The 22,766-nt window shown below is 40.5% G+C and carries 7 protein-coding genes, 1 tRNA gene and 1 pseudogene; 3 read left to right on the top strand and 6 right to left on the bottom strand.

From position 1 onward, the window contains the following. Both EWM59_RS24485 and EWM59_RS24480 read right to left on the bottom strand, forming a co-directional pair. Positions 1-9,676 (bottom strand): Ig-like domain repeat protein (locus tag EWM59_RS24485; RefSeq protein ID WP_207220062.1); only part of this gene is annotated, 9,676 nt, incomplete at its 3' end. Between the two features lie 64 nt (positions 9,677-9,740). Continuing rightward, positions 9,741-10,061, bottom strand: coding sequence for a LytR/AlgR family response regulator transcription factor (locus EWM59_RS24480; RefSeq protein WP_130023875.1), 321 nt, complete (start codon positions 10,059-10,061; stop codon positions 9,741-9,743). Positions 10,062-10,302: 241 nt separating this feature from the next. On the opposite strand from EWM59_RS24480, the gene EWM59_RS24475 reads away from it, so the two are divergent. Then, complete coding sequence (locus EWM59_RS24475) at positions 10,303-14,325, top strand: hybrid sensor histidine kinase/response regulator transcription factor (protein ID WP_130023874.1); 4,023 nt, start codon at positions 10,303-10,305, stop codon at positions 14,323-14,325. A gap of 41 nt (positions 14,326-14,366) precedes the next feature. On the opposite strand, the gene EWM59_RS24470 is transcribed toward EWM59_RS24475, so the two are convergent. From EWM59_RS24470 to EWM59_RS24460, 3 genes are all read right to left on the bottom strand, one after another. Further along, positions 14,367-14,438 (bottom strand) — tRNA-Arg (locus EWM59_RS24470). Positions 14,439-14,539: 101 nt separating this feature from the next. Further along, positions 14,540-16,891, bottom strand: a complete 2,352-nt coding sequence (locus EWM59_RS24465) for a glycoside hydrolase family 20 protein (protein WP_130023873.1) — start codon at positions 16,889-16,891, stop codon at positions 14,540-14,542. An 89-nt stretch (positions 16,892-16,980) separates the two neighbouring features. After that, positions 16,981-17,673 (bottom strand): XAC2610-related protein, encoded by a 693-nt coding sequence (locus tag EWM59_RS24460; RefSeq protein ID WP_130023872.1) that lies wholly within the window; start codon positions 17,671-17,673, stop codon positions 16,981-16,983. 155 nt (positions 17,674-17,828) lie between these two features. On the opposite strand from EWM59_RS24460, the gene EWM59_RS24455 reads away from it, so the two are divergent. Both EWM59_RS24455 and EWM59_RS24450 read left to right on the top strand, forming a co-directional pair. Next, positions 17,829-19,430 carry a hypothetical protein gene (locus tag EWM59_RS24455; RefSeq protein WP_130023871.1) on the top strand — a complete coding sequence of 534 codons (1,602 nt, stop codon included), beginning with the start codon at positions 17,829-17,831 and terminating at the stop codon, positions 19,428-19,430. 219 nt (positions 19,431-19,649) lie between these two features. Beyond that, complete coding sequence (locus tag EWM59_RS24450; RefSeq protein WP_130023870.1) at positions 19,650-21,935, top strand: ATP-dependent helicase; 2,286 nt, start codon at positions 19,650-19,652, stop codon at positions 21,933-21,935. Between the two features lie 268 nt (positions 21,936-22,203). Here EWM59_RS24450 and EWM59_RS24445 read toward each other — a convergent pair. Then, a pseudogene (locus EWM59_RS24445) lies at positions 22,204-22,766 on the bottom strand (DDE transposase); the annotation flags it as partial.

Here is a 22,766-nt window from a genome sequence, read left to right as displayed (position 1 = left end):
TTGAAAGTGTCAAACTCGTACCTGATGAACCATTCGACCAGTTGACTGTCCCTGCACAACCACTTGCTGTTAATGTAAGCGTGCTTGGTGAACAGACTAACTTGCTAGCTGGGGCTGTAATCGTTGGAGCAGTTGGTTGTGCTACAATCTGCAAACCTGTGACTGATGTACTGGCCGGAGAAATACAAGACCCAACTGTACAGGTGGCTGTAATGCTATAAGTTCCCACACTTGAAAGTGTCAAACTCGTACCTGATGAACCATTCGACCAGTTGACTGTCCCTGCACAACCACTTGCTGTTAATGTAAGCGTGCTTGGTGAACAGACTAACTTGCTAGCTGGGGCTGTAATCGTTGGAGCAGTTGGTTGTGCTACAATCTGCAAACCTGTGACTGATGTACTGGCCGGAGAAATACAAGACCCAACTGTACAGGTGGCTGTAATGCTATAAGTTCCCACACTTGAAAGTGTCAAACTCGTACCTGATGAACCATTCGACCAGTTGACTGTCCCTGCACAACCACTTGCTGTTAATGTAAGCGTGCTTGGTGAACAGACTAACTTGCTAGCTGGGGCTGTAATCGTTGGAGCAGTTGGTTGTGCTACAATCTGCAAACCTGTGACTGATGTACTGGCCGGAGAAATACAAGACCCAACTGTACAGGTGGCTGTAATGCTATAAGTTCCCACACTTGAAAGTGTCAAACTCGTACCTGATGAACCATTCGACCAGTTGACTGTCCCTGCACAACCACTTGCTGTTAATGTAAGCGTGCTTGGTGAACAGACTAACTTGCTAGCTGGGGCTGTAATCGTTGGAGCAGTTGGTTGTGCTACAATCTGCAAACCTGTGACTGATGTACTGGCCGGAGAAATACAAGACCCAACTGTACAGGTGGCTGTAATGCTATAAGTTCCCACACTTGAAAGTGTCAAACTCGTACCTGATGAACCATTCGACCAGTTGACTGTCCCTGCACAACCACTTGCTGTTAATGTAAGCGTGCTTGGTGAACAGACTAACTTGCTAGCTGGGGCTGTAATCGTTGGAGCAGTTGGTTGTGCTACAATCTGCAAACCTGTGACTGATGTACTGGCCGGAGAAATACAAGACCCAACTGTACAGTTAGCCGTAATACTATAAGTTCCCACACTTGATAAAACTACACTTGTACCTGATGCTCCTGTTGACCAGTTCACTGTCCCTGCACAACCGCTGGCTGTCAATGTCAAAGTACCTGGTGCGCACACTACTTTTGGATTCGGTGCTGTAATCGTTGGAGCTGATGGTTGATTGACAACTTCCAAACCTGTTACGGCTGTGCTTGCAGGGGAAGTACAACTGCCTACTGTACAGGTTGCCGTAATACTATACGTGCCTACACTTGATAAAACTACACTTGTGCCTGTTGACCCTGTTGACCAGTTCACTGTCCCTGCACAACCGCTGGCTGTCAATGTCAAAGTACCTGATGTGCACACTACTTTTGGATTTGGGGCTGTGATGGTTGGAGCTGATGGTTGATTGACAATTTCCAAGTCTGTTACGGCTGTGCTTGCAGGGGAAGTACAACTGCCTACTGTACAAGTAGCTGTAATACTATACGTGCCTACACTTGAAAGAGTCAGACTTGTGCCTGTTGACCCTGTTGACCAGTTCACTGTTCCTGTACAATCGCTGGCTGTTAAGGTTAAAGTATTTGGTACGCACACTACTTTTGGATTCGGTGCTGTAATCGTTGGAGCAGAGGGTTGATTGACAATTTGCAAACCTATGACAGCAGCGCTAGCAACACTCATACAACCACCTACTGTACAAGTAGCTGATATAGAATAAGTACCTACACTTGAAAGTGTCAAACTCGTACCTGATGAACCATTAGACCAGTTCACTGTCCCTGCACAGCCGCTGGCTGTTAAGGTTAAAGTGCTTGGTGCACACACTACTTTTGGATTTGGGGCTGTGATATTTGGTGCTGATGGCGTACTAACAGTTACCTGATTAGTAGCTATTCTGGCGCTTTCACAACTTATATCTTTACAAGTGACATAATAAGTAGTGTTAACTGCAGGGTTCTGCGTTAAGCCTGAACCTGTACCAATAGAAGAGCCGCCCGTTAACTGACTATACCATGTAACAACACCTGAAGTACAATTTGCAGTCAGGCTTATACCTGATCCATTACAGATATTTGTATTGCTGACAGACACATCTGTTGGGTTTACACAATTAATAACCTGAGAAAGTGTATTTGATACACTTGCCTCATAGGTACCATCACCGGCGTATTCGGCAGTAATAGTGTGTGTGCCGCTTGTTAAAGTATTGGTTGTAAAAGTGGCTACTCCACCACTCAGTGTAGTTGTACCTAAGGTAGTTGTTCCATCTTTGAATGTTACTGTGCCTGTAGCTGTGCCTGGGCTTACAGTAGCTGTAAACTGAACATTTGCTCCAGAAATAGCAGGATTGTTATTGGATGCAAGCACAATACTGCTGGAAGTTCTTGATACGTCAATTTTTATTAAAAATGATAGCTCGTCTCCTGTTAAAACCAATTCATTGCTTCCGGAAGTTCTAACTGGATTAAAGTCAATGTTAGAAAGATAATCGCCCCCTATAATCAGATGGCCTGATGTGTATCCGATAGCAGTAGTGGATGCATTATTGCCTTGGGATAGTCTTTGTGCCACACTTAAATCACCAGAATGGTTATACCTCGCAATAAATCTATTAGCCCCTGGTCTGCTATCAATTGTATTACTGCCTGAAGCCGATGGTGTATTGAAATTAGCAATACCTCTCACACTCCCTGTAACAAAAACACCTTCACTTGATACCGCAATACAATTACCAAAATCATCATCTTGTGTACCTCCTCCTCTTCTTAGCCAGAGAACATTTCCGGAGCTACTATATTTTGCGATAAATATATCACCTGAGCCCTCACTGATTAATTCATTGCTGCCAAAAGCCGATGGTGTATTAAAGTTTGCTGTACCGTAAAACATGCCTGTCATATACACTTCATCATTATACACTGAAAGGGCATTTCCATTTTCATTTCCGGACACGCTTCCGGCCCTTCGGGCCCATAGAAAATCTCCTGATGCGGTGTATTTAGTAATAAATATATCTGCACTTCCGGCACTTGTAATTTCGTTACTACCAGTAGCAGAAGGCGTATTAAAATTTGCTGTTCCCAGAAATGCGCCCGATATATATATGTCAGTACCGGAAGCAACTATATATCCTCCACCAAAATCCGATAATGCCCCTCCGCCGCGTCGTGCCCACTGAAAATCACCTGAATCATTAAATTTTGCCAAAAACATATCTGAAGCTCCTGCAGAGGCTAATGTATTTGTACCTGACGATGATGGCGTATTAAAATTAGCGGTGCCATTAAATACACCTGTTATCAATACATCAGTACCAGAAACTGCTAAAGCATACCCCAAATCACGATTTGTCCCACCACTTCTTCTTATCCATTGCAAATCGCCGGAAGTATTATATTTAGCAACAAATATATCCTGCACTCCTGCGCTCGTTAGTTCATTGCTTCCACTTGCCGAAGGCGTATTAAAATTGGCTGTACTTTCAAACTGGCCAGTAATGAATAATCCTGAGGAAGATACACTTACTCCATAACCAATATCCTCACTTGTTCCCCCTGCTCTTTTTGCCCACAATACAGTTCCGGAAGCATCGTATTTAACAATAAAAATATCCTTAGCGCCCGCACTCACCAAGGTAACACCTTCGAAGGTTACCGTTCCTGTAAAGTACCCCGTTTTATAGATATTACCTGAAGCATCAACCGCAATAGCTTTTGCATTAGCTGCATCACCGCTTGAAAACCCTGCAGATTGTCTGATGAAACTCAGTTTAGGATTGGTTAATGCGTTGATACCCTGCGAAATTGTATTTGAAGTACTGCCGTCATTTGAGACATCTCCGTTGTAGTAAGCCGTGATGGTATGCGTGCCAATCATTAACAAACTCGTGTTGAATTTAGCTACCCCACTACTCAATGTTGCTGTGCCTAATACTGTACTACCCTCTTTAAAAGTAACAATGCCTGTAGCTGCTGATGGTGTTACAGTAGCCGTGAGTTGCACATTGGCACCTACGCTAGCCGGGTTGTTGTTGGAGGTTAGGGTGGTGGTGGTGGCAAGTGTTGTATCATCATATTTAACTAAAAAATTATTATAACCAGATGTAGCTATTAATTCATTAGCACCTGTAGCTGATGGATTATTGAAATCCATACTCCCAAAGAATTGACCTACTATATATAAATTGTTTCCTGATAAAGCAATGTTTTTACTCAAATCATAACTATTTCCCCCGGCCCTTTTAGCCCAGATAAAATTTCCTGATGAATGGTACTTGGCAATAAATGCATCATCGGCTCCTGCACTTGTAACTTCGTTACTACCACTGGTAGAAGGCGTATTGAAATTAGCTGTTTCCTGAAATTTGCCTGTAATATAGACATTTGTACCTGAAGTGGTAATTCCATAGGCAATGTCCCAGTTAGTATTACCACCTGCTCTTTTGAGCCATAGTATATCTCCGGCATTATTGTACTTACCAATAAAAATATCGCCTCCGTCAGCTGGTATTTCACCAGCAACAGTGTTTGATGCCGTATAGAAATGGGCTGTACCGGTATTAGCCCCTGTAATATAGAGGTCTGTGCCAGTTGTAGTTATGGCTGTTATTAAGGTGCCATCAGCTCTTCTTATCCACTGTATATCGCCTGAGAGATTATATTTAGCAATATACGAATCAACAGAGCTTGTAGCTGTAATCGTATTACTTCCGCTATCGGATGGAGTATTGAAATTAGGTGTACCAGCAAATGTACCCGTAATATATAAGTCAGTATCTGTAGCTACTATCCCGGACAGATTATCAGCCTCTGTCCCTCCGGCTCTTTTTAACCATTGCAGTACGCCGGATGAATTGTATTTGACAATAAATATATCTGTAACGCCCACGCAAACTATTTCATTAGTACCAGTAGCCGATGGGGTGTTAAAATTAACAGTACCAGTGAAAACACCTGCCATATATACTCCTGTACCCGAGGCTGAGACTCCATAAGGTATAATTGAGCCAGAGGATGCTCCACCTCTTCTTGCCCATGCAAAATTACCGTCACTGTCATACTTGGCAACAAAAGAATCTTCATCTCCTGCACTTATGATTTCGTTACTGCCACCGGCTGAAGGATTGTTAAAATTCATTGTCTCCCGAAAACTACCTGTAATATATATATCATTACCTGTTATAGCTATTGATACCCCCCTATCAATACTTGTCCCGCCAGCTCTTTTAGCCCACTGCAATTCACCAGAGGCATTATATTTAGCGATATATATATCAAAATCTCCGCCAGAGGTTAGAGTAGTATTTCCTATAGTAAGTACTCCGGAAAATGAACCTATTACATAGACATTCCCCGAAGCATCTGTAGTGGTGGCATTATTTACTACCTGCACAGTACTTACTACTTGCCTCAGGAAACTCAACTTCGGTTCTGTCAATGCATTGATGACCTGCGAAACCGCACCTGAAGTACTGGCAGCATTTGAGCCATCACCACCATACTCGGCTGTAATGCTATGTGTGCCAACTGTCAGTAAACTGGTATTAAATTTAGCTATTCCACCACTTAATGTGGCAGTGCCTAAGATTGTAGAACCTTCTTTAAAAGTAACTGTGCCCGTGGCTGCGCTTGGTGTTAAGGTAGCTGTGAGTTGCACATTGGCACCTACACTGGCAGGGTTATTATTGGAGGTGAGAGTAGTGGTAGTGGTTAAAGTACCAGAATCGGTATATTTGGCTAAAAAGGATTCAGTAGCACCCACTGCAGTTAATTGATTTGAGCCTGTAGCTGATGGGTTATTAAAATTGGCAGTGCCGGGAAAATTGCCGGTAAAATAAATATTACTACCTGATGCTGTAATGCCTAAACACTGATCAGTATCCGAACCTCCGGCTCTTATGGCCCATAAAAAATCACTATCTTCATTATATTTAGCAACAAAAACATCAGAATTGGAACCATTGCTTGTAATTTGGTTACTACCGGTAGCAGAAGGAGAATTAAAATTGGCGGTAGAACTAAAACGACCAGCCATATATATACTTGTGCCGGATACACATACGCCAAAACCTATATCGTCAAACGCACTTCCTGCTCTTTTAGCCCATTGCAAATCTCCTGAACTATTGTATCTGGCAATAAAAATATCAGAACCACCAAGACTTGTAACTTCATTACTTCCGCTAGCAGATGGGGTATTAAAATTAATGCTATTCGAATAAAAAAAACCTGTGATATATACACCTGTCGCTGAAGCGGCTATTCCATTCCCTGTATCAATATCTGTTCCTCCAACTCGTTTAGCCCATTGAAAAGCACCTGCATTAGTGTACTTGGCAATAAAAATATCAGAACTTCCCGAACTTGTAATTTCATTGGTTCCTGTAGCAGATGGATTATTAAAATTGACAGTACTAACAAACTCGCCTATAATATATATATCTGTGCCAGATACCGCTATACCTTTACCAGTGTCAATATTTGCACCTCCGGCTCTTTTTAGCCATTGAACATCCCCTGATGAATTGTATTTGGCCAGAAATATATCCGTCAGTCCTGCAGATGTAAGCTGGTTACTACCTGTTGCAGAAGGCGTATTAAAATTGGCAGTAAGTCCAAAACCACCCGTTACATACACATCTGTTCCTAAAACTGTGATACCATTCCCAACATCAGCAATTGATCCACCGCCTCTTTTAATCCACTCTACTGTCCCGCTATCGTTATATTTAGCTACAAAAATATCAGTACTCCCTGCACTAACGAGTTCATTTGAACCCGATGCCGATGGCGTATTAAAATTAGCTGTAGTCATAAATTGTCCTGTAACATAAATATCTGTACCCGATACAGCTATTCCATTTCCCCGGTCATCAAATGTTCCACCGGCCCGTTTTGCCCATTGCACAACACCAGATGTATTATATTTAACAATAAAAATATCATAGGCCCCTGCACTTGCTAATGTTGTACTTCCAAAAGTGACCGTGCCTTTAAAATATCCGGTTTTATACACATTACCCGACGCGTCAACAACCACTCCCGTTCCGACACTTTCAGAAGTACCTGAGCTACCGGCAGACTGGGTGATAAAACTAAGATTCGGCTCTGTAAGGGCATTTACTACCTCCGAAACTGCACTTGAAGTACTGGCAGCATTTGAGCCATCACCGCCATACTCAGCCGTGACGTTATGCATACCTACTGCCAATAAACTGGTATTGAATCTGCCTACCCCACTGCTCAAAGTAGCAGTACCAATGGTAGTAGAACCGTCTTTAAAAGTAATTGTACCTGTAGCAGTAGTTGGTATTATGGTTGCCGTTAATTGTACATTGGCACCTATACTAGCCGGATTGTTGTTGGAGGTAAGAGTTACAATAGGAACACTAGTGATTGTAACACTGGTAGTGGCTGTTGCGGAGGTACATCCTCCGCTTGCTGCCACAGTATAGGTAACTGTATAAGTACCTGTGGTACTACTGTTTGGCATAATCAGGCCGGAAGAAGAGTTGATACTGAGGCCTGCAGGACCAGAAGTAAATGTTCCGCCACTTGTACCTGTTAGAATTACATTGGCCGCACCTTCTGTTATATGGTAGGATGTTGCCGGGTAACTGATACTGGCAGTCGGATTACTTCCTATAATTACCTGGCTGGTTGCTATTCTATTACTCTCGCAATTGGTATTATTACAGGCAACATAATAGATACTATTAACGGTTGGGCTTTGATTGAGTGATGTACCTGTACCAATAGCAGTACCACCTGTCGCCTGATTGTACCAAGTAATTGTTCCTAAAGCGCAGGTAGCGCTTAATACTACCGAGCCACCCAAACAAATAGTTGTCCTATCTACTGAAACACCCGTAGGAGTATTACCCGAAGCTAATATATTGACCTGACTGGTAGACGTTCTACTACTTTCACAGATTCCATAGTTACAGGTAGCATAATAGCTTCTACTACTAGTTGGCGTATAACTGAAGGGTGAGCCTGTCCCGATGGCCGTTCCGCCTCCAGACTGATTATACCAGGTAATAGTTCCTGTGGTACAGGTAGCCGTAAGACTGATACTTTCACCATTACAAACAACCGTATTATTTACCGAAACGCCTGTTGGTCCATCACAGGTGCCAATTCCACGAATTCTAAAATTATAAGGATTTTCATTCGAATCATCATTATCAATATTTACCTGTGCCAATCGAGACCCACCTGCCGATGGATCGAATGTTATCTGAAAAGTTGTTGAATCGTTTTCTGCAATTGGCGAAGCAGGCTGTGTTGTTACCGTAAAATCAGACGGATTTGTGCCAGTAAGGCTAACTTTAGATGTTCCCGTAAGGTTAAGAGGGGAGTTTCCTTTATTATAAATAGTAAAAGTTTTAGCTATTGTTCCAGAGAAGACTGATTGCGAACCAAATTCAGTATCATTAGAAGGAGAAGTACCGATATCTCCATCGATGATAGTAACCCTATTGCCTTTAATATCTATTTCACTGTCTTTATTATATGTAAAAGGAACAATATACTCGCACGCACCTCCGCTAGGTATAATTTTTGCATAGAGTGTCAGGTCGCCAGCAGCTAGTAAAGGCGAGGGTACAAAAACATTAGAAGCATTAAGTGTTCCTGCCAGATTAGTAGCTGCCATATCGGTATAAATACCAATAGTGCCATTAAATGTGCCTCCAAAGCTAAATACTGAACTATTATAAGCTTTATTATTGACAATAACTGCACTATTCCCTGTATTATTAAGCTGACTTGTGTCAATTGACCCATATATCAGCACACCTGTATTAGTAATAGTCTGACCGGTAGCCGCTTTTAACAAGCCTGAAACTTGCATGTACCCGGCATTAGTGGTTGCCTTGCTTTCGAAAAGTCCGGCACGGGCTATAAATTTCCCACAAGCATTGTTTATGACTGTTGCTAATATACCGGTAAATACAAAAGAATCGTTAAAAGAGGTGGTAAACTCTACAGTTCCATTATTGGTAAGGTTGGTTTGACCATAAAAACAATATTTGGCTTTAGTGATATTGATTGTACCATTATTGGTAATATTCATTGAGGCACCTGTATTTATACCAAAAACAGCATCGTTTGAATTTACATTGATAGTGCCGTTGTTTATAAAATTTGAAGCAAACGTTCCTAAGCCATGGAAAGGGACTTCAGTAGAACGTCCAGTTGTTGTGTAATTTATTGTACCATTATTTGTTAAAGACGTTCCCTGACCAAGATAAATCATATAGCTGTGATTAGCTGTGCCTGTTAGGGTAGCACCGCTATTGATAATTAATGATTTGTCTGTATTTTCTAAAACAATAGCAGTTACAGTAATGGATGTACCATTATAAATGACCAGGTTGCGCTGAGAAGATGCGTTTATATTAACCAATTCACTGGCAACAGGAAGCCTTCCGGCACTCCAGTTAGCAGGGTTTGTCCAGTCATCACTTACTCCTCCAATCCAGTTTATAGAATCAATAGCCAATACCTGATGGCTTATCAGTAATGTTATAAAGAGGTAAAATATTTTTTTCATGGGGGTAGAGGTTTTATTCAATAGCTGTATTATCAGATTACAGAAAAGTTTCAGATGATATGTATTATAGACTGATACGTCTTTTAGCCTGCTTGGTTCTTCTTCTCGAAATGTATATAACTTCGTCATTAGCGAGCCTGATGGTAGAAGTATCTTTTTCAAAATCAATCATATAATTAAGGTTAATAAGCATCGAGCGGTTGGGTCTGAAAAACTGGTATTGCGACAATTTTTTTTGCAAAATTCCCAGCGTAGTAGACGATAAAATCATACTCCCGTTGTTGAGGTAAATCTGGGTATAATTACAATCCGCCTTTAATAACAGAATGGTATCTGGGTCAATTTTATGATGCCAGCCAAGGCGTATCAATGCTTGCTGTTCCATGCATTTTGATTGAGGTGATGATAAAAAAATTACCACCAAAAGTAGGTCAGTGAGGCAGGCAGGTGTTATCGTAAAAATTACGTTCTTTTCCTCTTTTTTTCTATTCTGTGTTTTTAGGCATTGAAATACCGATTTTTATGGCAAAAAATATCACTTTTTACCGTTCAATAACTCATTTGGGTATTTTCTTTCAATTCATCTTTTCTGTTTTTAACTTTGGTTGTTAAAGCGCTGTCATAGCATGTTGAAGAGAATCTTATTACTACAATTAGTTTGTATTACCTGTCTTGCCCAGCAAAATCTATGGCAGTCTATCAGTATTGCCAACGGTCTTTCGCAGGGTATGATTTATGACATGATGCAAGACCGCCAGGGCTTTATGTGGATAGCTACAAAAGATGGGCTGAACAGATACGATGGTTATAATTTCAAGGTGTTCACACATAACCCATATAAAGAATATAGTATCTCGGGCAATACCTGCACGGCAATGCTGGAAGATTCGCAGGGGCGTATCTGGGTAAGTACCGAAAAAGACGGGCTGAATTTATTTGACCCCAAAACGCAAAGATTCTATCACGCCAACCCTCCTATTGCAGCCAATGAAAGTGTTTTTATCATTACATTCATCAAAGAGGATATAGCAGGTAATGTCTGGCTGATTACTGACAATCCTGATAAAGTATTTTTTATAGCCGAAAAGGGTTATCCCAACAAACCGGACTTCAGCGAATGGTTTCAGAAACCCGCTGCCACTACCAAAGCAAGGGCTCAGTTTAAATTTGATTCGCACTCAATAGGTGTCCGATTCATAAAAGATTTTTTCTGGAGAGAACACCTCATAGATACGCCTAAAGAAGAGTTTAAAGTTTTACAAGACAAACAAAAACGCTATTGGGTTGTTGGTCAGGATAAAGTTATTTGCTACGAGGGGCAGACTATCATCAAAACAATTCCATTTCCGCCAGCAGGTATACCGGTTATCAATCAGTTCGCAGACCAAAGCATTGCTATTTCGAATCAACAATACCTTTGGGTTTTTAAACCGGAAGAACTTTTAAAAACCGACCAGCTGAATCCTCAGAATGCGCTGGCCACAATGCCAGCTTTATTGAAAGGAATCAGAGAGTTTTTTAAAGATAAGAACGAGAATATATGGGCAGGAACTTATGGCTACGGTTTATTGAAACTGAACAATAATTTCAAATTATTTCATTCTATTTTGCCACTATATTCTCCAAGCCATCTTTTAGAAAGTCGTGAAGGGAAATTATTTATGCATGGTAATTACAGGCCGCGTTATCGCTTTTATGAAATTGACCCTGTTGCAAACACTATTGTTCAGATACCCGTCGAGATAAACCACCCGAATTATGTACAAGACGCGCTTTTCCAGAGTAAAAATGGTAATTACTATTTAATTCATCATATACTCGAAAGCAAATACATGAGTAGTTATTCGGCCAACTGGCAATTGCTGAAACAATATGACATTACTCAATACAGTAATCCCTTTAATCATAGCCATAAATTTATTGAAGAGAAAGACGGGCAGTTGTGGATTGGAATGGCTAACGGCAACTTACTAAAACTAAATACTCAGACTGAGCAATTTCAGCATTTTAGTTATCAGCATATATTACCAAAGAATAATTCACTCACAGAAACCTTTGCCTTTTACCAAGATGATAATCAGGTATTCTGGATTGGTACGCAAAAGGGCTTAATCAAAGCAGAAAATCTCACAACCAGGCCCAATTATACCATTTTCAAAAACAGCAAGACCGATGAACAAAGCCTGAGTAATGATTTTGTGTCTGCCATAATCAATGATCCTTACCAACCTCAAAGATACTTATGGGTAAGCACCAAAGGTGGTGGATTAGAAAGACTTGATAAGCAAACAGGTAAGTTTGGGCATTTTACGGAAGAACAAGGTCTACCGAATAGAGTTGTTTATGGGATTCTGCCCGATGACAAAAATAATCTCTGGCTCTCGACCAATCGCGGATTATCACGCTTTAATCCCAAAACATTTACGTTTACCAATTACAACAAATCTGATGGATTGCAGGACGATGAATTTAATACGAATTCTTATTATAAAGGGCTATCAGGCAAACTATTTTTCGGTGGGATAAACGGGATTAGCATTGTTGATCCGAAAGATGTTGGTTATAATAAACAAGCGCCCATCGTAAAAATGATTGGCCTTAAAATAAATAATAAAAACGTTGATGTAAACACCGAAGAAATTATTTTAAAACTGCCTGTTGAACAATTAGACAGATTGGAAGTAGCTCATGACCAGAATCAACTATCACTTGAATTTGGTATCATGGATTTTACAAATCCTGTTAAAAATCGTTATCGTTACCAATTGGTGGGTATAGACGACGATTGGGTTGAGGCCGGTACCAATCATGTGGCCAACTATGCCCAACTCCCAAGCGGAAGCTATACCTTTAAAGTGATGGGGACAGTAGATGGCGAAATATGGAGCAAACCCATTGCCCTGGCTATAAGAGTCAATCCTCCTTTTTACCTTAGCTGGTGGGCATATCTCATTTATCTGACAGTATTCATTTATGTAGTCTATCGATTATACCAGAACCAACTAAACAGAGTGAGGTTGCAGGAGCAACTTTTGTATAAAGACAAAGAAGCTGAACGGCTGGCCGAGTTGGACTCTTTGAAAACCCGTTTCTTTGCCAATATCTCACACGAGTTTCGTACACCTCTTACCTTATTATCGGGGCCGTTGGCTGATTTCAGCAAGAAATATCCCAACGAATCTATGTTTGGTGTTATGCAACGAAACCTGAGCAGGTTGCAGAATCTTATCAATCAAATGCTTGATTTATCGAAACTGGAAGCGGGTAAGATGAGTCCGCAAATACAGCATGGCAATCTTGCTGGTTTTGTGAAGCAGTTTCTGTCGTCTTTTGACTCATTAGCTCCAAATAAACGTATTCAATTCATTTACGACAAAAGCCAGACTCAACAGAGTGCTTATTACGATACAGACAAGCTAGAGAAGATTATCACGAATTTATTGTCAAATGCCTTCAAGTTTACCCCCAATGACGGAAAGATTGAGATAAAGACCATTTATACAGAGAACCAATTTACACTTATTGTAAAAGACACAGGCATTGGCATTGAGCAGGAACGACTGCCGTTTATATTCGACCGTTTTTATCAGGTTGAGGATAGTACCTCTCTAAAAAGCTATACCCGAAACTATGAAGGCACAGGCATTGGTCTGGCACTTGTAAAAGAACTGGTAGATGTATTGAAAGGGACAATAAGTGTAGAAAGTCAGGTTGGTGTTGGTACGCAATTTACAGTAACAATTCCAACTGATAAGGCTACCTGGGAAGGGCTTATTACTGAGCAATCATCGGCAGTACCTGCCGATTCTCTTAAAACCGTTGAGGCCGAGGTGGCTATAGTCAATGGAAATGCTAAGCCTGAAAAAGCAGTAGAAAATCCTGTTGATAATGAACAGCCTATTCTATTAATTATTGAAGATAATGATGATTTAAGAGCCTATATCAGAAGTCATTTTGAATTATCATATCAGATAGTAGAAGCCGTTGACGGTCAGGATGGCTATGAGAAAGCCATTGCCTTAATTCCCGATGTGGTGATTTGTGATTTGATGATGCCAAGGCTCGACGGTTTCAGTTTCTGCAAGTTGGTAAAATCGGATATGCGTACCAATCATATTCCGGTAATTATGCTTACCGCGCGTGCAGCACTCGAAGACCGATTAGAGGGGCTTGAATTGGGCGCAGATGATTATCTGGCCAAACCCTTTAATACGGAAGAATTGCATATTAGGGTGCGTAATCTTATCAGCATCAGACAGGCTTTGCACCAGAAGTATAGCCAGACAATTATAACACAGAAAGCGCAGGTCAATGCGCCTAAAACTAATACATTGGATGAGCAGTTTTTAGAAAGACTTAACGATATTATTGACAAAAATCTATTGAATACCGATTTCAATATTAGCTTACTGGCAGATGAAACAAGCATGACAACAGGGCAATTACGCCGGAAGTTAAAAGCCATCACCAATCAGAATATCGTAGAGTTTATCCGTGATTACAGACTACAAAAAGCGGCCCAATTGCTTAAAAACAAATCGGTAAGTGTATCTGATGTAGCCTATCAGGTAGGATTTGAAAGTCTGCCTTATTTCTCAAAAATATTCTTTGAAAACTTCGGAAAGAATCCTTCGGAGTGGAATAGTTAGGTGCATCATGATTTGAAGAATCGTGAAATTTATATATTCTGTGACCTCGCCGGGAATCGAACCCGGATCTAAAGTTTAGGAAACTTCTATTCTATCCGTTGAACTACGTGGTCTGATAATAAAGGTGTTTCGTTTTACGAAACACCTTTATTATAATTGAATACAAATTTCATTATTTTTTTGTTTCAAATCATGGATTTTATTTAAAATTCCTTTATTCAATGGCAATTTCGTCAACAAATAGCCAGGCAGGGTTACCATTCCCCGGATGATTGTCAGGGAGTTTGCCATAGTTTTTAGCAAATACTCTTACATAACGGGCTTTTTTGCTGTCAACCGCTACGCCTAATTGTTGCACGGCACTACCTTTGGGTGGCGTGGCTGCCATCGGAATTTTCTTTACACTCGTAAACTTCTTCCCATCATTTGACACTGATACTTCTACTTCTGTTGGCAACATAATCCACGAATCGCTGGCTCCCTTGAAAGCAAATGATACTTTATTGACATCCATCGCTTGTCCCAAATCAATCGTTACATCCAGGTCTTTTCCCTCAAAGCCTATCCAGGTTGCACTATTGGCGTCTTCGCCTTTTACGCCGTTTGTTAAACCATAGGTTTCTCCTCCGGTATAGTTTTTAGGTTGGTTTACTAAGGTATATTTACGTCCGGTAGCCTTGTTAATAAAGAAGTATTTGGTCAATACTTTCCCTAACTGTTCGCCCTTAGCCGAAAATGCGGCGGCTCTTACACTTCCATCTTTGGTAATAACCACACCCGCAGGTTGATAAATGGCAGAGCTGGCCGTTGGGGCTGACCCATCTAAGGTATATCTGATAATGGCGGCTTTATCAACTGACTGTAATTTTACTATTACCTGACTTTTGGCATTCATAGCCGACGAAGCCGTTATATCATAATAACTTTTGGCATAATTCACTGCCAGGTATTTCAACCGCTCGAAATGTATTTTCAGGCGAGTGGTAAAATCATCATAATCTTTTAGCCTGGCCGATGTCCAGCCTGTTTCAGCAATGGCACTGGCCCGTGGATAAAGCATATATTCTGCCTGTTCAGGCGTTTGTATATACTCTGTCCAGAGATTGGCCTGTATCCCTAAAATATGCTTTGCCTGTTCAGGGGTCAATGCTTTAGGCGTTGGTTCATAACCATATACTTTTTCTAAAGGCAGGTAACCTCCGATAGCCAATGGCTCTGTTGAAGGGTCTGACTGATAATAGTCTAAGTAACAAAAACCTGTCGGTGTCATAATGGCATCGTGGTTTTGTTGAGCGGCCGCAATGCCACCCTCTACCCCACGCCACGACATAATGGTAGCATTCGGAGAAATTCCTCCTTCCAGAATCTCGTCCCAACCAATGATTTTCTTGCCTTTCGAAGTCAGAAACTTATCAAAATGTTTAATAAAGTAACTCTGCAATTCATCCTCATCTTTCAAACCTTCTTTCTTCATTAAAGCCTGACAAAAAGCGCTTTGCTTCCAGGCTGTTTTAGGACATTCATCACCTCCGATATGAACATAATCACCCGGAAATAAGGCAATTACCTCTGTCAGGACATCTTCTAAAAACCGGAAGGTAGTTTCAGTAGGGCAGAATACATCATCATGTACCCCCCAAATTCCGGTAACTTCATAAGGTCCACCTTTCAACGATTTTTCAGTACAACCCAATTCAGGGTACGATGCCAGAGCCGCCAGCGCATGGCCGGGCATTTCTATTTCCGGTATAATGGTAATGAATTTCTTCTGGGCATAAGCAATTACCTCTTTTATTTCTGTCTGTGTATAGAATCCTCCGTGTGGCGTACCGTCAAATTTCCAGTCATTATAATGCCCTTTCATGCTCTCTTTCCGCTTCGAGCCTATTTCGGTCAGTTTCGGGTACTTCTTAATCTCAATTCTCCAACCCTGATCGTCGGTCAAGTGCCAGTGAAACTTGTTCATTTTGTGCAAGGCCAATAAATCAATGTATTTTTTCACAAAAGAAACCGGAAAGAAATGACGGGCTACATCAAGCATACCACCCCGGTGTCCGTAGCGAGGACGGTCGAAAATCGTACAAGCCGGAACAGTCCATTTCACTCCTTTCTCCAACGAACTGCTGAATATCTGCGGAGGCAATAATTGTAACAAACTTTGCAGGGCATAAAACTCTCCTTTACCTGTGGCTCCTGCCAGTATAACCCCTTTGGCATCTGCTTTCAGAATATAGTCTTCATCGCCTAACATCTTGTTCATTACCTGTTCCTTGTATGGCGCAAACACAATAGTCTTATTAGCAGGCACTAAACTATTCGATATATCTGCTTCTTCAATCGGCAATTGAATACCCGAGGTAATAACTACCCGTTCGGCCAGCATTTCGGCCAGCGGTCTGATGTCAGCAGCCCCTTTTGGAATCAGGATTTTTGTTTGTGTATCAATCGTAAATTCACCAGCCAGAGGGGTTAGCTCTAATGGTTTGGGAATAATCGCATATTTATTCTGAGCAATCGAAGAAAATGAGAGAATAAGCAGGCTTAGCAAGCCAAAGATTTTTTTCATGTGCAACGTTAGGTTTTATTGATTCCTGTGGCAAAAATAGGTTTTATCTGTTAAAAAACTTGGGGATAGTGGTGTTTTTTGAGAATATACTATGGTTGTTTTATAGGAGGGATAAATTTTTGGCTCTTCTCTATCCAATTATTAGTCTTATTGTTGAAGTAATAAACGTGTTCTGCTAATTGGTATGCGTTCGCATGTACATAGGTTATCAATGTTCTATTAGCTTTATTAATTTTCGTTGGGAAATAAGTCATTGAATCTGTCAGATACTTATCTAAAACAAATTTTTGGTTTTCTTGCAGATAATAATTATAGAAAACGCCTCCATTACCTCCTGAATCATTAATCACAGCAATATCCTCTTTATTATCAAAATTCAAATCTGCTATGACAATATTGCCATAGTCATTATCGTCTCCTACTCCCTTAAAATCCACTTTGGTAGAATAAGATAAGACATGGTTACAATCCTTAAATACATTATCATAATAATAGATAGAAGTCAGAAGCAGAGTATCAATAACATGATGGTCTATTTTATCAGAAATTATCAAGCGTACAATACAAGAATCATTTACAGTTGTAGTTTTATAGCGATTGAAAAACAACTTTAGATCAAACTCTTTCGAGAGGTTTTTATAATCGCATTCTATAGATACCGTAGGTTGAACAGCTATTGTAGTAGAATCTTGCTTATTGTGTTGTTCATGTTTATTAGTACAGCTTAATAAATAACAACAACAAATAGTAATCAGTAAAAATTTTATTCCAAATCGGTACATAAACTGGTAATTTCAATACCACTACAACGAAAGAAATGCTTCTATATAAAATCAATCCCGATAAATATTTTACCATTTAGTAAATTTTACAGGAATCACTAACAAAATAACCAAATAAGGCTGAAATTCGTTTAGTATTAAACCGTTCAGAAGCCATGAAAAACTCCATTCTATTACTGCTTATAACAGGCATTACGCCCCTATTGACAATTGCCCAGCATAGAAATCTATCAAAAGAAGAAAAGATACAGGCCGTTGAAATGATTTCTGATTTTTTCGGAAAGCCCACGCCCAGCAAAACCCCTGTTCCTGATGTAATTTCAGAAAAAGGTATGCCCACCAATCTCAATTCAGCCGATTTTGATAAGAAACTTGCTCTTTTTACCAATAGCTTTTATTTCAAAGAATCAAGTTTCCGGGCTAATGAGGCCCGCATTGAAGCCGATGTGTTTCATTTGCCTAATATGGATTTGGTGAAAGGACAGTTTGTCTGGAACAAAGCCACAGCCAAAGAAGGAGGCACTTTAGAAATTGAGCCAAAACCCGACCCCAGTATGATGCCGTCAATGGATTTCTTCAATGAAGTAGTAACCTATAAACCCAAAGACGGGAAAACGTTAAATACCATAGAGGGGACTTTCTCTTTTACTTATCCTACCGAATTTGTGCAAATCACTTTTACCAAAGCCGATATTGGGAAAGAAAAAGAGATAGACGGCGAAAGAGTAAAGATATTATCCATAGAAAACGACATTGCGCTTTTTGAGATTCAACGCAAAACCGAAGAGAGCCGGCTGAGTTATTATGCTCTGAATGCCAAAGGAGAGCCGCTTGCCCTGACAGTAATGCGCTCGGAAGTACCTAAAACTATTTATACGATAATGGAAAAACATGGCAAGATACCCGAAGACCAGAAGAAAGATTTAGTTGATAAATTTGATAAACTACTCAAAGAACCCATCATCTGCTATGTGAAGGCTTTGGGTACAATTGCCCAATTGTCCATTATCAATCCTAAAGGCACCAGTAGTAAGAAGATTCCGATAGTAGTACACCGCACACCTGATTTTCAGCATGGAGAAACGACGTTAGTGAACGAACGTTATGAAAACACACAAGTTGTGAAATACGATAAACTTTCAGAGGCAGATCTGGCGAATCTGACAATCAAAGCCGACCGCACCAATGACGGTCTGAATAACCATCTGGTTGTTTTATCTGTACCCAATAGTTTTAATTCGGGTTTTGCACAAGTAGCGTTTAAAGATGTGGTAGCGACCGATGCCGGAAAAAACTCGCCTTTCGAACCACAAGGGGCCTTTTATGATGAGAAACCTAAAACATTCCGTTTCAGGCTTGACCCTCCGGGGGGAGACCAACCCATTGATGCCGATTTAATCAAAGGCAAAGTAGTGATAACCTATCCGGTAGAAATCACCACAGAGACTATACCTGTAAATGCCCCTGCTGCTCAGTTTGAGATGAAAAACCCGCTTACAGTTACCTATTTTACCAATGATGATGACCTGGATAATTCAGGAGACATCAAACCCAAAAGGGCTTATGCGGCTAATGGTATGCAGTTGAAAAGAGTAGAAGGTTTTTACACAGGCGGCTCAAAAGATGGCAAAAATTATATGGAATATGTGTATTGGGGCAAGCCCGCCACTATCCAGATTGATAAGGCTACCAAATGGGTTACCAAAGAAATCCCTTTTTCGGTAAAGACTGTACCTAAGAAGCCAAAGGAATTTTGAACAATTTTGTAGAGACGCACGGCGAACCGTGCGCCTCTACAGATGGGGTAAATGTTCCTCCAAAACAATTAATTCTCACCCGCACTAAACTTTCCGTCATATTGTTGTTACCTTTGTACCTCTCCCCATCTACTATCAATAGAATTTTAGAAAAAACTTCATAAAAATATATCGCTATGATATATTTGTATTTGCGTTACATTTAAAGAAAGTGATTCCGTGCAGAACCAGAATAATTACTTAGATAAACTTAACCCACCCCAACGTGAAGCTGTAACTCACCCCGAAGGGCCGCTGATGATTATTGCAGGTGCCGGCTCGGGCAAAACCCGTGTATTGACTTACCGGATTGCATGGCTGATTGAGCAGGGCGTTGACCCCTTTAATATTCTTTCATTGACTTTTACCAACAAGGCCGCAGGTGAGATGCGTAACCGTATCCAACAGATTATAGGTGCCGATGCCAAAAATCTGTGGATGGGAACTTTTCACTCTATTTTTGCCAAAATTCTGCGTTTTGAAGGAAAAAGATTAGGTTATACTTCTGATTTTACCATTTACGATACCGACGATTCAAAATCTCTGATACGCAGTATTATCAAAGAATTAGGACTTGACGATAAAACCTATCGCCCCAACTATGTGCTGAATCGTATCTCCAATGCTAAAAATGCTTTGGTATCCTGGGAGGCTTATGTCAACAATCCGATTTATATGGAAGATGACAAAGCTGCCCGTATGCCGGAAATTGGTCGGCTTTATAAAACCTACCAGATGCGTTGTTTTCAGGCCAATGCGATGGATTTTGACGATTTATTGTTTAACACTAACGTACTCTTCCGTGACCATCTGGATATACTGAACAAATACCAACACAAATTTAAACACGTACTGGTAGATGAGTTTCAGGATACCAACGTATCGCAGTACCTCATTACCAAAAAACTCTCGTCGGTACATCAGAATATCTGTGTGGTGGGCGATGATGCCCAGAGTATCTATGCTTTCCGTGGAGCTAATATTCAGAATATCCTGAACTTCAAGAACGACTATCCTGAGTTGCACGTGGTTAAACTGGAGCAGAATTACCGTTCTACCAAAACCATTGTCAATGCGGCTAATTCAGTAATTGCCCGTAATAGAGAGCAATTGGAAAAAAACGTTTTTACTGATAATGAAGAAGGGTCTAAAATTGAAGTAATCAAAGCGGCATCAGATAATGAAGAGGCTCGTCTGATAGCCACCAATATATTTGAAGCCAAAAGTAATGAAGGACTGAAAAACAGTGACTTTTCTATTCTTTATCGTACCAATGCGCAATCGAGAGCATTTGAGGAGGCATTAAGAAAAATCAATATCAAATATCGTATCGTTGGGGGCTTATCTTTTTATCAGCGAAAAGAAATCAAGGATTTACTGGCTTATCTGCGTTATACGGTTAATCAGAACGACGAAGAGGCTTTCAAACGTATTATTAATCTACCTAAACGGGGTATTGGTGATACAACAGTAGCCAAAATTGTGGTAACTGCCGCCGAAAATAATCGCTCGGTATGGGAAGTGGTGAGTAATATCAGTCAGTACGTAGCCGGACGAGCCGGGCAGGCCATTGACGAATTTGCGATTCTGATTAAGAGTTTCAAACTCATGATTGAAGAGGGCAAAGATGCACACACGGTGGCGGCTTATATTGCCAAAACCTCGGGTATTCTACGTGAACTGTATGAAGATAAAACCGTAGAAGGCTTATCTCGTTACGAAAACGTGCAGGAGTTGCTTAACTCGGTGAAACAGTTTGTAGATAACCCCGAAAATGAAGAAAAAACATTAAGCGCCTTTTTACAGACTGTTACCCTGATGACCTCTGCCGACCAGGAAGATGAAGACGGTGATAACGAACGTGTAACCTTAATGACCATACATGGCGCAAAAGGACTGGAGTTTAAATATGTTTATATAGTAGGTTTGGAAGAAAATCTCTTCCCGTCGCAAATGATGTTGCAAAACCGGACGGATTTGGAAGAAGAACGCCGATTGTTTTATGTTGCCATTACAAGGGCAGAACGAAAACTGACTTTGAGTTATGCCGAAACCCGTTATAATTATGGTCGGTTGAATTATTGTGAACCCAGTCGTTTTTTAGAAGAAATAGACAAGAGTTTTTTGCAGCTATCGAAAAGCCGCACAGTTTCTTATGACGATACCCCTGTCAGAAATGACCGTCCGACTTCTACGTTATCATTTGCTAAAAAGGAGAGTATTATTTCTAATCTGAAACCTGTACAAAAAGCAGTAGCCACGCCACAGCATACCCCATCAGGCGATTTTGTGGCCAGTGATACCAGCAAACTGAAAGAAGGTGATAAAGTAGAACACCCGAAATTTGGTTTTGGTACAGTAAAAAGAATGGATATAAATGGTACGGATAGAAAAGCAACGATAGTATTCGATGGTCAGGGCGAAAAAACCTTATTACTAAGTTTTGCCAAGTTGCGGATATTGTAGAACTTCACCTCACCCCCAACCCCTCTCCCGAAGGAGAGGGGCTTTTTTTCTTCTTCTTTGAGGAGGCTTTCCTTGGAAATTCTCTTAGATAAAATATTCTAACGACAAGACACTCAAAAATCTGAGTGTCTTGTTGATTTTCAAAGAGCAACATCTTTAAAAAGTACAATCTATCGTGAGTTTTTCGTCAATTGAGACTTTTCTGTTTACGAGTAGACACACTGAACCACCCCATTTTATGGGTGAGTTTTGATATGAAATTTTCAATTTAAGCGGCCATTTGGGCTTGCCTTTGAGCTTTCTGTCTTCGTTTGGCAATCAAAACAGCATTGGCAGTGTGAATACCGAAAAATAGCCAAACTTGTTCGTTGTCAGGACTTCTGGCTTTGTTCTTATGCAAGAGGTAATGTTCCTTTTCATTACCAAAACTGCCTTCTAAACGTGTAGCTCTTTCTTTATTAAGTACTGCTTTGATTTGTTTGGTAGCTTTATCATCTTTTCCAGTACCCTTTCTAATAAAGTTGGTCTGGATGTTCTTCTGAGTAGTATATTTACGATTTTCATTGGTAGCATAAATCCTGTCAGCAGCTATATGGGTACATAGACCAAAAGTACTTTTATGTTTGACTATACTGATTTTCAGACGTTTACACTCATTGAAGGCTTCATAACTTCCATATTCAATTATGCTGATTCCACCTACCTGCAACTTATGAACCTTCATTCCGAACTCTAAGGGTTTATTCTCTTTTCCCCTGATAATGGGTCTGAGGTAGGGTTTGTACAAACTTACTATCCGGTTTGGTATCTTGGCTTGTGGGTGTAAGTATC

Origin of the sequence: Emticicia agri, from assembly GCF_004168285.1 — a bacterium.
GTDB lineage: Bacteria > Bacteroidota > Bacteroidia > Cytophagales > Spirosomataceae > Emticicia > Emticicia agri.
The sequence above is the reverse complement of the archived record's forward strand: the minus strand, read 5'-3'. Positions and strand labels throughout refer to the sequence as shown.

What these genes read in the sequence shown, in the direction of transcription:
- EWM59_RS24460 (WP_130023872.1), bottom strand. Translation starts at nt 17,673, where the DNA reads ATGTACCGATTTGGAATAAAATTTTTACTGATTACTATTTGTTGTTGT.
- EWM59_RS24480 (WP_130023875.1), bottom strand. Translation starts at nt 10,061, where the DNA reads ATGGAACAGCAAGCATTGATACGCCTTGGCTGGCATCATAAAATTGAC.
- EWM59_RS24465 (WP_130023873.1), bottom strand. Translation starts at nt 16,891, where the DNA reads ATGAAAAAAATCTTTGGCTTGCTAAGCCTGCTTATTCTCTCATTTTCT.
- EWM59_RS24455 (WP_130023871.1), top strand. Translation starts at nt 17,829, where the DNA reads ATGAAAAACTCCATTCTATTACTGCTTATAACAGGCATTACGCCCCTA.
- EWM59_RS24475 (WP_130023874.1), top strand. Translation starts at nt 10,303, where the DNA reads ATGTTGAAGAGAATCTTATTACTACAATTAGTTTGTATTACCTGTCTT.